The organism is Enterococcus durans NBRC 100479 = LMG 10746 (assembly GCF_001544215.1).
Classification (GTDB): Bacteria; Bacillota; Bacilli; order Lactobacillales; family Enterococcaceae; genus Enterococcus_B; species Enterococcus_B durans.
On the sequence record NZ_BCQB01000014.1, the window covers coordinates 44514 to 58391 of the forward strand.

General features: G+C 33.4%; 17 protein-coding genes and 1 pseudogene. All 18 read left to right on the forward strand.

Translation table 11 applies throughout. From position 1 onward, the window contains the following. The first annotated feature begins 123 nt into the window (after positions 1–123). Positions 124–378 carry an AbrB/MazE/SpoVT family DNA-binding domain-containing protein gene (locus ED2_RS05780; RefSeq protein ID WP_002290397.1) on the forward strand — a complete coding sequence of 85 codons (255 nt, stop codon included), beginning with the start codon at positions 124–126 and terminating at the stop codon, positions 376–378. Continuing rightward, positions 379–696 (forward strand): type II toxin-antitoxin system RelE/ParE family toxin, encoded by a 318-nt coding sequence (locus tag ED2_RS05785; RefSeq protein WP_002290394.1) that lies wholly within the window; start codon positions 379–381, stop codon positions 694–696. A 512-nt stretch (positions 697–1208) separates the two neighbouring features. After that, complete coding sequence (locus ED2_RS05790) at positions 1209–1889, forward strand: IS6-like element IS1216 family transposase (RefSeq protein ID WP_060789720.1); 681 nt, start codon at positions 1209–1211, stop codon at positions 1887–1889. A gap of 280 nt (positions 1890–2169) precedes the next feature. Next, positions 2170–3045: a primase C-terminal domain-containing protein gene (locus tag ED2_RS05795; protein WP_255209468.1), complete on the forward strand. Its 876-nt coding sequence runs from the start codon at positions 2170–2172 to the stop codon at positions 3043–3045. 317 nt (positions 3046–3362) lie between these two features. After that, positions 3363–3674, forward strand: coding sequence for a PadR family transcriptional regulator (locus ED2_RS05800; RefSeq protein WP_002291321.1), 312 nt, complete (start codon positions 3363–3365; stop codon positions 3672–3674). A gap of 11 nt (positions 3675–3685) precedes the next feature. After that, entirely contained in the window at positions 3686–4315 is a 630-nt protein-coding gene (locus ED2_RS05805) for a DUF2812 domain-containing protein (protein ID WP_016177601.1), read from the forward strand. A gap of 153 nt (positions 4316–4468) precedes the next feature. Then, positions 4469–4996 carry a DUF6609 family protein gene (locus ED2_RS05810; protein ID WP_016177602.1) on the forward strand — a complete coding sequence of 176 codons (528 nt, stop codon included), beginning with the start codon at positions 4469–4471 and terminating at the stop codon, positions 4994–4996. A 49-nt stretch (positions 4997–5045) separates the two neighbouring features. Then, a complete protein-coding gene (locus tag ED2_RS05815; RefSeq protein WP_016177603.1) occupies positions 5046–5654 on the forward strand; it encodes a recombinase family protein in 609 nt (202 codons plus the stop codon). Between the two features lie 78 nt (positions 5655–5732). Then, positions 5733–6227: a hypothetical protein gene (locus ED2_RS05820; protein ID WP_016629676.1), complete on the forward strand. Its 495-nt coding sequence runs from the start codon at positions 5733–5735 to the stop codon at positions 6225–6227. 6 nt (positions 6228–6233) lie between these two features. Beyond that, a pseudogene (locus ED2_RS05825) lies at positions 6234–8377 on the forward strand (type IA DNA topoisomerase). Between the two features lie 102 nt (positions 8378–8479). Then, a complete protein-coding gene (locus tag ED2_RS05830) occupies positions 8480–9376 on the forward strand; it encodes a ParA family protein (protein ID WP_016177606.1) in 897 nt (298 codons plus the stop codon). A 97-nt stretch (positions 9377–9473) separates the two neighbouring features. Then, positions 9474–9683 carry a hypothetical protein gene (locus tag ED2_RS05835; RefSeq protein WP_016177607.1) on the forward strand — a complete coding sequence of 70 codons (210 nt, stop codon included), beginning with the start codon at positions 9474–9476 and terminating at the stop codon, positions 9681–9683. A 16-nt stretch (positions 9684–9699) separates the two neighbouring features. Continuing rightward, complete coding sequence (locus ED2_RS05840; protein ID WP_000301765.1) at positions 9700–9972, forward strand: antitoxin; 273 nt, start codon at positions 9700–9702, stop codon at positions 9970–9972. A gap of 1 nt (position 9973) precedes the next feature. After that, the gene (locus ED2_RS05845) at positions 9974–10837 is read left to right on the forward strand and encodes a zeta toxin family protein (protein WP_016177608.1); all 864 of its coding nucleotides are present in this window, start codon (positions 9974–9976) and stop codon (positions 10835–10837) included. Between the two features lie 27 nt (positions 10838–10864). Beyond that, positions 10865–11074: a hypothetical protein gene (locus ED2_RS05850; RefSeq protein ID WP_016177609.1), complete on the forward strand. Its 210-nt coding sequence runs from the start codon at positions 10865–10867 to the stop codon at positions 11072–11074. Between the two features lie 437 nt (positions 11075–11511). Further along, the gene (locus ED2_RS05855; RefSeq protein WP_002326830.1) at positions 11512–11829 is read left to right on the forward strand and encodes a hypothetical protein; all 318 of its coding nucleotides are present in this window, start codon (positions 11512–11514) and stop codon (positions 11827–11829) included. A gap of 1594 nt (positions 11830–13423) precedes the next feature. Next, positions 13424–13633 carry a DUF4314 domain-containing protein gene (locus ED2_RS05860; RefSeq protein ID WP_060789721.1) on the forward strand — a complete coding sequence of 70 codons (210 nt, stop codon included), beginning with the start codon at positions 13424–13426 and terminating at the stop codon, positions 13631–13633. A gap of 29 nt (positions 13634–13662) precedes the next feature. Then, complete coding sequence (locus ED2_RS05865) at positions 13663–13854, forward strand: hypothetical protein (RefSeq protein WP_060789722.1); 192 nt, start codon at positions 13663–13665, stop codon at positions 13852–13854. Positions 13855–13878: the final 24 nt, after the last annotated feature.

Here is a 13878-nt window from a genome sequence, read left to right on the forward strand (position 1 = left end):
GTTCTAAGTGGCTTATTTTGTCCAATAATAATATGGAGTGGAATCCCTTAAGAAACACCATTGGCAATTGTTGTTATAACATGTTATAGTTTATTCATCAAAAACTAAAAGGAGTGTGATAACATGGGAAAAGAACTAAAGGTTAGAAAGATCGGCAATAGCGTGGGAGTGATCCTTCCAAGCTCTCTTGGATTAAAAAGCGGAGACACTATCCAAGCCAAACAAGAAGGCAACTTATTCATATTAGATACTACTCAAATAGCAAAAGAACACGATCGCAAATTGATTGAAGAAAGTTTCCAAGACTTTGAGAAAGGTTTAACAGTTTCAGAAATTGAAATGGTAAAAGCTTTCGGAAAATACGGCTGGAGTGAATAGATGAAAGAGTACACGCTAGTTTATTCTAAAAGTTTCCAGACCAGCCTTGAAACGATAATAGAAGAATGGGAAAATGAGCTTGCTCTTTCTCCAGCCAGCATAAAAAGATTTGTAGGTGCGATCCAGAAGGCTTTAGAACTAACCAAAAATTTTCCAACTATGCATGAGGAAGTTTCCGAAATCTATGGAATGGATATCCCAACATATCGGATCGTGATCGGCAAAAGCTATGCCTTATTTTATCGGATCGACCATGAAAAAAAAGAGATACTTGTAGGACGTATTTTCCAATCTAAACAAATGAAACTAGGCTTTTAACAATAATTAGGCAAAAGTCGCTCATCCTCTACAGGTGGGTGATTAATGCCGCTCGATATGGTTGTTAACCGTCGGTTACTCGAAGATTGATATATAAGACTTAGTACCTTTTTATTTTGCTCCATGTTATGGCCGAAGGTCTAAAGATACAATCATTAGTCTAGAGAAAAATTAAGAACCGTAGGAACTACGGGGATCGCTTGGTGAATAAGAGACACTGCTATTAGTGAAAAAATAAGATATCAAGTACGCTCTATTCCCAAAAATTTCGTGACTTTACTCATGAGAGGTTCAAGTAGTATATTTTTAATCAAAATTGACGTAACTTTTAATAAATACTACCTAAATAAGGTAGTATTTATTTTTGTGTTTTAAAAGAGGAAGTCCAATATATCTATGGGAAACTTCTTAAATATTATGTTGGTACATGAAAATATAGGTTCTGTTGCAAAGTTTTAAATCTACTATCAAATAAGGTAGAATAATAGAAAAAGATAGCAGGAGGAATGACGATGAATCATTTTAAAGGAAAGCAATTTCAGCAGGATGTGATTATTGTAGCCGTGGGCTACTATCTTCGTTATAACCTTAGCTATCGTGAAGTTCAAGAAATCTTATATGATCGTGGCATTAACGTTTCTCATACGACGATTTATCGTTGGGTGCAAGAATATGGCAAACTACTCTATCAAATTTGGAAAAAGAAAAATAAAAAATCCTTTTATTTATGGAAAATGGATGAAACGTACATCAAAATTAAAGGAAAATGGCATTATTTGTATCGAGCCATCGATGCAGATGGTTTAACCTTGGATATTTGGTTACGTAAAAAACGGGACACACAAGCAGCCTATGCTTTTCTTAAGCGGTTAGTGAAGCAGTTTGATGAACCGAAGGTTGTAGTCACAGATAAAGCCCCCTCTATTACAAGTGCCTTTAAGAAACTAAAAGAATACGGCTTTTATCAAGGGACAGAACATCGTACCATTAAATACCTGAATAATTTGATTGAACAAGACCATCGTCCAGTAAAGAGACGCAATAAATTCTATCGAAGTTTACGCACTGCCTCTACCACGATTAAAGGCATGGAAGTCATTCGAGGATTATATAAGAAAACCCGAAAAGAAGGCACTCTCTTCGGGTTTTCGGTCTGTACTGAAATCAAGGTATTATTGGGAATCCCAGCTTAAATCATAGATACCGTAAGGGATTTTATTCTTTATTTAAAACTTTGCAACAGAACCGGTTTTATGCCTACTATGATTATCAAATCTGATAAAGGTTATCAAGCATATTTTGTTTTAGAAACTCCAGTCTATGTGACTTCAAAATCAGAATTTAAATCTGTCAAAGCAGCCAAAATAATCTCGCAAAATATCCGAGAATATTTTGGAAAGTCTTTGCCAGTTGATCTAACGTGCAATCATTTTGGGACTGCTCGCATACCAAGAACGGACAATGTAGAATTTTTTGATCCCAATTACCGTTATTTTTTCAAAGAATGGCAAGATTGGTCTTTCAAACAAACAGATAATAAGGGCTTTACTCGTAAGTCTAACGGTTTTAAGCGGTACAAAAGGCAAAAAACAAGTAGATGAACCCTGGTTTAATCTCTTATTGCACGAAACGAAATTTTTAGGAGAAAAGGGTTTAGTAGGGCGAAATAGCGTTATGTTTACCCTCTCTTTAGCCTACTTTAGTTCAGGCTATTCAATCGAAACGTGCGAATATAATATGTTTGAGTTTAATAATCGATTAGATCAACCCTTAGAAGAAAAAGAAGTAATCAAAATTGTTAGAAGTGCCTATTCAGAAAACTATCAAGGGGCTAATAGGGAATACATTACCATTCTTTGCAAAGCTTGGGTATCAAGTGATTTAACCAGTAAAGATTTATTTGTCCGTCAAGGGTGGTTTAAATTCAAGAAAAAAAGAAGCGAACGTCAACGTGTTCATTTGTCAGAATGGAAAGAAGATTTAATGGCTTATATTAGCGAAAAAAGCGATGTATACAAGCCTTATTTAGTGACGACCAAAAAAGAGCTTAGAGAAGTGTTAGGCATTCCTGAACGGACATTAGATAAATTGCTGAAGGTACTGAAAGCGAACCAGGAAATTTTCTTTAAGATTAAATCAGGAAGAAATGGTGGTATTCAACTTGCTAGTGTTAAATCATTGTTGCTATCGATCATTAAAGTAAAAAAAGAAGAAAAAGAAAGCTATATAAAGGCGCTGACAAATTCTTTTGACTTAGAGCATACATTCATTCAAGAGACTTTAAACAAGCTAGCAGAACGCCCCAAAACGGACACACAACTCGATTTGTTTAGCTACGATACAGGCTGAAAATAAAACCCGCACTATGCCATTACATTTATATCTATGATACGTGTTTGTTTTTTAGTGAATGATTAGCAGAAATATAAAGAGTTAGATTTTAATTAATTATTAGGGGGAGAAGAATGTAGCCCGAAAACTTTTAGTTGGCTTGGACTGAACGGAGTGAGGGAAAGGCTACTAAAACGTCGAGGGGCAGTGGGAGCGAAGCGCACACTTGATCTTTTGAACTTTTTCTAATACTTGACTTTTTTCATGTATACAGTTACTATTTATATAGTTAAACTTTATATAATGGAACTGTATATTAAGAGGAGTGTCTTTATATGATTAGAAATCCATATTTACCTTTAACTGAAACAACTTTTTATATTCTGTTAGTTTTAACTACACCTGCTCATGGATATGCTATTATTCAAGAAATTGATAAGTTAAGCGAGGGATCAGTTAAGGTAGCTGCTGGAACTATGTACGGAGCGATTGAAAATTTACTTAAACTTAATTGGATAGAAGAAATTCCAAGTAGGGAAAAAAGAAGAAGAGTTTACAAAATTACTGATCTGGGAGAAGAAGTTTTAAGACTAGAAATAGAACGTCTAGGAAGTTTGATTAAGCTATCTTCTGATTTTGGATATTAGGAGGAGATAACATGAAAAAATTTAGAATTTTCTTATCCTTAAAAAAAGAAGAAGAATGGATTAATTCTATACAAGAAGAAGGTTATAGGTTAGTTTCTGTTAGTTCAGTGGTGCCTATATATACTTTTGAAAAATTGGCTAGTAAAGAAACGTTTATTCCTTATGTGCGCCTTGATTTTAGAGAAAAAAGTATGGGAAAAATAAAATATGAAGATTATGTAACATTGTTTTCTGATAGTGGTTGGAAACTAATAAAGGGAAGTCGTTCTGGTGGCGCTCAGTATTTTCAGCAAGAATATCCTGATGTAACAAGGGACATATTTTCTGACACTGATTCTCAAGAAAGTGTAAAGAAAAGATATGTAAAATATGGTTATACTTATGGAACTCTATTTTTATTGTACTTCTTTATTTTTTTTAGTAGTAATTCTTGGAATTTGGATAAGATATTGAACTTTAAATCATGGTATTTTACCCCAGGTTTATGGGAAATGGAGGGTATGTGGTTTTGGAAAGCGTTCATTTTTGAAACTCCGTTTGTTTTACTCCGTGTATTACCATTATTTTTCTTTCTGTTTTTGGGTATCTATTATCTTTTACGTTCACTTATAAATGATGATTCAACAGTGATAACAAAATAAAATAAGGGAGTAACTTTTGGTTAGAGAAAGTTACTCCCTTATTTTATTTTTGGCCAATAGAGTATACTCTATTGGCCTATATATGTTTTGGTAGTATAATTGCTTTACAGGATAGGTCATTTAAGTTGAGCATAATAGGAGGAAAAATTTAGGATGAAAGATAAAATTACTAATCAAACAATTTCAGGAGGTTTTATTTTTGTGATAGGTATTGCTATGTTTACTTTGTTAGGAGGTAACTATAAAAAGCCAATACTTTTTGGTTCTATATATGTTATAGCAATTATTATTCAACTAATTTTAATGAAAAAATTGCGAAAGGGCAAAAGATCAGTTGACAATAAAAAATGGGTTAATATGGCTTTCTTATTTTTAGGAATAACATGTTGGGGCACTATTTTTATATGTCTAAATCTACTTGGGAATTTAAATATTTTATGGTTATTATTATTGTTGTTTGTAGCGATTCATTTTTTGTTTTTTATTCCAGCTAATGGAAACAAACATTGGCAAGCACAATTAATTTTCGTTATCTTACTAGTATTTAATGTACTTTTAGGCTTATTTTTTTATTCAAATCAATTGGAATTTGTATTTATTATGGATGGTTTAATTAAAATGGGATATGGTGCTTGGATGGTAAAGACCACTTATAAATTAAATATCGAGGACTTATCATGAATAAGAATTTTGAAAGAATAAGCGAAGTAATTTTAGAGGTTGGTTGAAAATGGCTAAAATTGGGTATGCACGTGTCAGTAGCAAAGAACAGAACTTAGATCGGCAATTACAAGCGTTACAGGGCGTTTCTAAGGTCTTTTCAGACAAATTAAGCGGTCAATCGGTCGAACGCCCACAATTACAAGCTATGCTTAACTATATTCGTGAAGGGGATATTGTTATTGTTACTGAATTAGATCGATTAGGACGAAATAATAAAGAATTAACAGAATTGATGAATCAAATTCAAATTAAGGGGGCAACCCTGGAAGTCTTAAATTTACCCTCAATGAATGGTATTGAAGATGAAAATTTAAGGCGGCTGATTAATAATTTAGTGATTGAATTGTATAAGTACCAAGCGGAATCTGAACGCAAACGAATTAAAGAACGCCAAGCCCAAGGAATTGAAATTGCTAAGAAAAAAGGCAAATTCAAAGGTCGGCAACTGAAATTTAAAAAAAATGATCCACGTTTACAACACGCTTTCGATTTGTTTTTGAATGGTTTATCTGATAAAGAAGTTGAAGAACAAACTGGAATTAATCGCCGAACGTTTAGAAGATACAGGCAACGCTACGGAATTACAAAAGATAGTCGACTTAAAAATAAAGAGTAGATGAAATTGTATGGGAAATATTTAGCCTAGAAAAAATATTTTTGTGAGTGTTAGCTGTACAAAATAAAGTAAAGGAGAATGTTAGATTTGGAAATTTTATTGGAGTTGATAGGAGGCACCACGATAGCAACGCTTTTATCAACTATAATATCAAGTGCAGTAGTAGCTAATAAAAACAAACACGAGAAGTTTGTGTATCAAGATCAGCAGACAAATTGGGTTAGTAGGTTATTAAAAGTAGTAACAACTACAAATGATGAAATAAATGAAAAACATGTTTTGGAAGTTCTCTCTTGTTTAAGACCAGTAGCTAAAGAAAAGCCACAAACTAGCAGAGATGAGTTTATGGGTAAAGCTATCACATATTGCAATGAAATGTATGATAAAAATGGAGATTTTATAGCGCTGACTAATAAACAAAAGGTCAATTTAAGATTAATAGGAAACATCTTGTTAAAAGAACATTGGGACTATTTGGAAAAACGGAATAATAAGAAACAAGATACAAAACATATAGGAAATATAACTGATATATATGACAAAGGCACAAAAAAATTAGATGAAAAGGAGTGATAATGTATGAGTACGGTTATTCTAGCTGAAAAACCAAGCCAGGCATTAGCCTACGCAAGTGCTTTAAAACAAAGCACCAAAAAAGACGGTTATTTTGAGATCAAAGACCCACTATTTACAGATGAAACGTTTATCACCTTTGGTTTTGGGCATTTAGTGGAATTAGCAGAACCAGGTCATTATGACGAAAAGTGGCAAAATTGGAAACTTGAATCTTTGCCGATTTTTCCTGATCGATACGATTTTGAAGTTGCAAAAGATAAGGGAAAGCAGTTTAAAATTGTTGCAGAACTTCTCAAAAAGGCAAATACAATTATTGTTGCAACAGATAGCGACAGAGAAGGTGAAAATATCGCCTGGTCGATTATCCATAAAGCAAATGCCTTTTCAAAAGATAAAACATTTAAAAGACTATGGATCAGTAGCTTAGAAAAAGATGTGATCCGAAGCGGTTTTCAAAATTTGCAACCAGGAATGAATTACTATCCCTTTTATCAAGAAGCGCAAACACGCCAAATTGCCGATTGGTTGATTGGCATGAACGCAAGCCCTTTGTATACGTTAAATTTACAACAGAAGGGCGTACAAGGTACATTTTCACTAGGACGTGTTCAAACGCCCACCTTATACCTTATTTTTCAGCGCCAGGAAGCCATAGAAAATTTTAAAAAGAACCTTTTTTCGAGGTGGAAGCTAGTATAAAAGTAAACCAAGGGTCATTTAAGGGCGTTCTAAGCCCCACACAGCGTTTTAAAACCCAAGAGGAGCTTTTAGCTTTTGTTTCTTCTAAACAAGCTAAAATAGGCAATCAAGAGGGGATAATTGCTGATGTTCAAACCAAAGAGAAAAAAACGAATAGTCCGAGTCTGTTTTCTTTAAGTAGTTTGCAATCAAAAGTCAATCAGCTTTATAATGCGACAGCGAGCCAAACTTTAAAAGCTATGCAAGGACTGTATGAAGCAAAATTATTGAGTTATCCAAGAACAGATACCCCATTTATTACAGAGAACGAATTTGCTTATTTAAAAGCGAATTTTGGCAAATATAGCGGTTTTTTAGGACTTGATCTTGAAATGGTTCAAACAGAGCCTAGAAAGCGTTATGTGGACGGTAGTAAGGTACAGGAACACCACGCCATTATCCCAACAAAACAAGTACCTACCGAATCTGCATTAGCGAAAATGGACGATTTACAACGAAAAATTTATGCTTTAGTCGTTAAAACGACCGTTGCCATGTTTTTACCTGATTACTTGTATGAAGAAACCAAGATACAAACGAAAGTAGCTGATTTGCTGTTTCAATCGATCGGAAAGACACCAAAACAAGAAGGTTGGAAAATTCTTTTCAAACAACAAACCAAAGAAGAAAAAGAGGACGTTCAAACGTTACCCTTGGTTATCATTGGAGAACATGCCGAGGTTGACGTTAAGAGTGCCGAAAAAGAAACACAACCACCGAAAGCTTTTACAGAGGGTACATTATTAACTGCTATGAAAACTGCTAATAAAACGGTTGATGATGAAGAAGCAATCAAGATTTTACAAGAAGTTGAGGGGATTGGAACAGAAGCGACAAGAGCAAGCATTATTGAAGCCTTGAAACAAAAAGAATATATCCAAGTGATTAAGAATAAGCTTGTTGTAACTGAAAAAGGAAAATTATTGTGCCAGGCATTTGAAAGTCAGCACCTTTTAACGAGTGCTGAAATGACGGCTAAATGAGAAACGTATTTAAAGAAGATTGGTAAAAGAGAAGGTAATCAAGAAAACTTTATTAATAATATCAAGAAGTTTATCGTTCATTTATTGGAAGCTGTACCTACCGATATAGAGAAATTAAATTTTTCTGATTACCAGGTACAGAAAGAAAAAGAAGCAGAAAAAAGTATTGTAGGCAAATGTCCTAAGTGTGGCAACAATATTGTATTAAAAAAATCGTTTTATGGTTGTTCAAATTATCCTGAGTGTAAGTTTACTTTAGCTGAACATTTTAGAAAGAAAAAACTAACCAAAACAAATGTAAAAGAATTACTAGAGGGAAAAGAAACCCTCGTAAAAGGAATCAAAACGAAAGATAAAAAGTACTACAATGCCGTTGTAAAAATCGGGGAAAAGGGATATATTGATTTTATCTCTTTCTCAAAATAAACATAAAAGCCCTTTAAATAGGGCTTTTATATATTAATCACAAATCACTTATCACAAATCACAAGTGATTAATCACAAATCACTTGTGATTTGTGATTCTTAATGATACAATATTACTATACAAAAAAAGAATGGGGCGTAGTTATGGAGAAGGAAGAACTAAAAATACTTGAAGAATTAAGACGTATTTTAAACAATAAAAATGAAGCAATTATTATCTTGAATAATTACTTTAAAGGTGGTGTTGGAAAGTCTAAATTATCTACTATGTTTGCTTACTTGACAGACAAATTGAATTTAAAAGTTTTAATGATTGATAAGGACTTACAAGCAACATTGACAAAAGACTTAGCAAAAACTTTTGAGGTAGAATTGCCACGTGTCAATTTTTATGAAGGCTTGAAAAATGGAAACTTGGCTTCTTCTATTATTCATTTGACTGATAATTTAGACTTGATCCCTGGCACGTTTGATTTGATGTTACTGCCAAAATTAACTCGCTCATGGACGTTTGAAAATGAAAGTAGATTGCTTGCTACTCTGTTGGAACCTTTAAAAAGTGACTATGATCTCATTATTATTGATACTGTACCAACGCCAAGCGTTTATACAAATAATGCAATCGTGGCGAGTGATTACGTTATGATCCCTTTACAAGCAGAAGAAGAAAGTACAAACAACATTCAAAACTATATTTCCTATTTGATTGATTTACAAGAACAATTTAACCCTGGACTAGATATGATCGGTTTTGTTCCTTATTTAGTTGATACGGACAGCGCAACGATAAAATCAAACCTGGAAGAACTGTACAAGCAACATAAAGAAGATAACTTGGTTTTCCAAAATATTATCAAGCGAAGTAATAAAGTAAGTACCTGGTCTAAAAACGGAATTACAGAACACAAAGGCTATGACAAAAAAGTTTTATCCATGTATGAGAACGTATTTTTTGAAATGCTTGAGCGAATCATTCAGTTAGAAAATGAAAAAGAATAGAATCACAAATCACAAGTGATTAATCACAAATCACTTGTGATTTGTGATTGTTGATGATAAAATAAGAATATGAAGAAATAGAAAGAAGTGAGCGATTATGGGAAACTTAGGCGCACAGAAAGCAAAACGAAATGATACGCCAATCAGCACAAAAAAAGATATAATGGGGGATAAGACGGTTCGTGTTCGTGCTGACTTGCACCATATCATAAAAATCGAAACAGCAAAGAATGGCGGAAACGTAAAAGAAGTTATGGATCAAGCCTTAGAAGAATATATACGGAAATATTTATCTGACAAACTTTAAAAGGAGTGAAAATGAAATGGCAGTTACGTATGAAAAAACATTTGAAATAGAGATCATTAACGAATTATCGGCAAGCGTTTATAATCGAGTATTAAACTATGTTTTGAACCATGAATTAAATAAAAATGACTCTCAATTATTGGAAGTCAATTTATTAAACCAATTAAAGCTTGCAAAACGTGTAAATCTTTTTGATTATTCTTTAGAAGAATTACAAGCCGTTCATGAGTATTGGCGGTCAATGAATCGTTACTCAAAACAAGTTTTGAATAAAGAGAAAGTGGCTTAATATGGCAAATATAGTCAATTTTACTGACAAACAATTTGAGAATCGCTTAAATGATAATTTAGAAGAATTGATTCAAGGAAAAAAAGCGGTTGAATCGCCAACCGCTTTTTTACTTGGTGGGCAACCAGGGTCAGGGAAAACCAGTTTGCGATCAGCAATTTTTGAAGAAACACAAGGGAATGTTATTGTCATTGATAATGATACCTTTAAACAACAGCACCCTAATTTTGATGAACTAGTGAAACTTTATGAAAAAGACGTAGTAAAACACGTTACCCCTTATTCTAATCGCATGACAGAAGCGATCATAAGCCGTTTGAGCGATCAAGGGTATAATTTGGTGATCGAAGGTACAGGACGAACAACAGACGTTCCTATTCAAACCGCAACAATGCTTCAAGCCAAAGGTTATGAAACAAAAATGTATGTCATGGCAGTACCGAAAATCAACTCATATTTAGGAACAATTGAACGATATGAAACCATGTATGCAGATGATCCAATGACAGCCAGGGCAACACCAAAACAAGCGCATGATATTGTTGTCAAAAACTTACCGACCAATTTAGAAACCCTTCATAAAACGGGCTTATTTAGCGATATAAGGCTTTACAATAGAGAAGGAGTGAAACTCTATTCAAGCTTAGAAACGCCTTCCATTAGTCCGAAAGAGACCCTAGAAAGAGAATTAAATCGTAAAGTATCAGGGAAAGAAATTCAACCGACTTTGGAGAGAATAGAGCAAAAAATGGTTCAAAATCAACACCAAGAAACCCCTGAATTTAAAGCAATTCAACAAAAAATGGAAAGCTTGCAGCCACCTACACCACCAATACCTAAAATACCTAAACTTCCAGGGCTTTAAAAATTAAAGAAGAAAGGGGCTTAGATCATGAAAAATATATCAACAGCAGCTGTCGTTGCATTCTTTTATATATTAATTAGTTTTTCGATAGATTTGTTTAGTGGAGATATAACTTTTTCTAGTGCTTCATTTTCTCATTTGTTAATTGGATATGTAATTGTATTTGTGTCTTACTTAATAGGTGTTTTTATAGTTCACATATTTGTAAAAACGATTAATAAAAAAAGAGTTAAATAAATAAAAAAAGGAAAAATAGGGCAGTTACCAAAAAGGTAACTGCCCTATTTTTTATAAAATTTTCCTCATTTTTTAAAAGCTGATCGAGAAATAAAGCACACAACAGCATTCTTTCTTTTTTCAGTTGCTACATTTTGCAGTCTGTAACGTGTCATTTACTGTTTGTTACCTTAACATATCCAGTCGAAAACACAAGGGTATATAAACGAGCAAGCTCGCCCTTATGTTTTCTTTGTGTCTATGTTGCGTACTCGTCACAGCAAACGACACGAACACACTGACGAAAATGAACCAACAAAACGAAAAAAGAAAGGAGCGTACACTGTAATTTATTTCTAGCTTTTAAAACATGAGGAAAACAGCTTCACTTCCTCGAACGCCTAACAAAAATGGTTGTCAAAAAACTAAAAATCAAAAAAAGAAAAGAGGAAAAGAAAATGGAAAAAACAAAAAAATTACAATTAGAAGATTTTACAGAAAATGGGTTTTATGGAACACAAGAACAGCAATATCTAAAAGCTCAAGTAAGAGAAGAGCTAAAAGAGCAAGGCTTTATCATAGATAGCAGTTTTGAGGGCGATTTTAAAACATGGATAGGTGTATACGCAAGACCAAAAGATAAACCGACCTACTTAGACCCTCAAAACGATAAAGAAGCAGAAGAACAAGAGCAATATTCTATTAACGGCTTTAAACAAGATTTTAGCGAATGGTTTGAGTGGGAAATAAAAAATTTGAAAATTAAAGAAATGTAAAAAAGAAGCCTAGCAAAAAAAGCTAGGTTTTTCTTTTAGGTAAAACACCAAAAAGAAAAACCTAAGAAGGATAAAATAAGTTATTCCACTTGCGGTGCAGTTGCTCCTCGTTCCAAACCCAACTTATTTTTAACTCCTCTCTTCCCTTGTCAATTAATTTTCTGATCTTGCTCGTTCCGATCAAAAACAATTCCCTTTTTCTCTTCGTTTCTCGTGAAACGAAGAAGGTCATGGACAAAGGAAGTTGCTTGTGGAGATACCATAAACAACTGATACGTCATTGGAATAAAAAGCGGTAGAAACAAGGCAAAGCCTTATTTCTTTGCAAATATAAATATCATTGCACATATAAAATAACTTGTAAATTAATTTGCAAATATACGTGCAAAGATATTTGTATTTGACTAACACCTTTCCTCGAATGGTAAAAGCTAACCGTTCGTTACTCTACCTCAGATACTTTCTTTTTTCAGTTGGTACATTTTGCAGTCTGTAACGTGTCATTTACTGTTTGTTACCTTAACATATCCAGTCGAAAACACGAGGGTATATAAACGAGCAAGCTCGCCCTTGTGTTTTCTTTGTGTCTATGTTGCGTACTCGTCACAGCAAACGACACGAACACACTGGCGAAAATGAACCAACAAAACGAAAAAAGAAAGGAGCATACACTGTAATTTATTTCTAGCTTTTAAAACATGAGGAAAACAGCTTCACTTCCTCAAACGCCTAACAAAAATGGTTGTCAAAAAGCCAAAAATCAAAAAGAAAAGGAATGATAAAAATGAAATACATTATAAAAAACAAAAACAAAGTAGCATAACTACAAAAATAACTATTAAAAAATAGAAGAAATTAAAAATACCATAACCATAGTAATTTAACACAGCAATCTGAATAAAACTCGAGATTACCATAACTAAAGTATTTCTCCTAATAATTTCATTGAGAAACTCTAATTTTACTGCAATTTCTGTTTAAGAAAAATTACCTTCTATGTATTTGTCACCTTTGAGGTTATCCGCAAAATTAATTAGCTGTCTTAGTATCTTTGTCACCAATCTTGACCATCACTATCTGTATCGGTACTACAATAATAATTTATACTACCCCAAGCTATATCCCTACCTTTATAGAAAATCTAGATATTTTCGAAAATGGCTCGTCGCTCAGCTTTGTTCAAATGAGGGCAGATTTTCAAACTGATGTCTGGTTAAATCTAGAACACTGCGTGGTCATCAATAACAAATTTCCTACTTTTGAAAAATTACTCCAAAACATTATTGCCAGCCAAAGCAAAACAGAAATGAAAGCAAATATCACGAAGTTCTTAAACCAAAAAGTAACAATAATCGCAAAATCTAATAACAATCAACTACTCGAATAATCGGCGAAACCCCTTGCTAATATTGACTTTTAACCTATTCCATGTTATTATATTTCGGAGATGAACAAGCACCAACTCGCAATTTATCATAATTACCCCAAGCAGATCTATTCCAAAAGAATAGGTGTGCTTTTTTGCATTTCAGACTTGACTTATTCTTGCGTTTGAGTGATGAATGGAACACCAAAAAATAATGAAGGGATTAAAATGATTCGTAAAGAAGCTCTAGAAGCACTAAGAAAAAATTTTCCAATTAACATAAGAGTCAAACTAGTTAAAATGGATGCCCCCTATGCTCCACCAAAAGGCGCACTTGGCACTATTTACGGAATTGACGATATCGGCTCAATCCTTGTCAAGTGGGATAACGGTTCTACGCTGAATGTCATTTTTGGTGAAGATTTAGTCGAAAAATGAAAAATAATAATCAAGAGGAGCTGTTCTACATGACAAACCAAGAAAATACCGAAAAGCGCACAATTGTCTATTTGAACAAGAGCAGAAGAAATATGCCCAAAATTTTAAAGTTGAATCGAAAGTACTATAGAGAATATACTTTGAGGGAAAAATACGGGCATACTTTATGGTTTCAGGAATGGGAAAGAGAAATAATAGAACAAATATCTATTAAAGCTTAAACAAAATAATATATTTAAGATTTT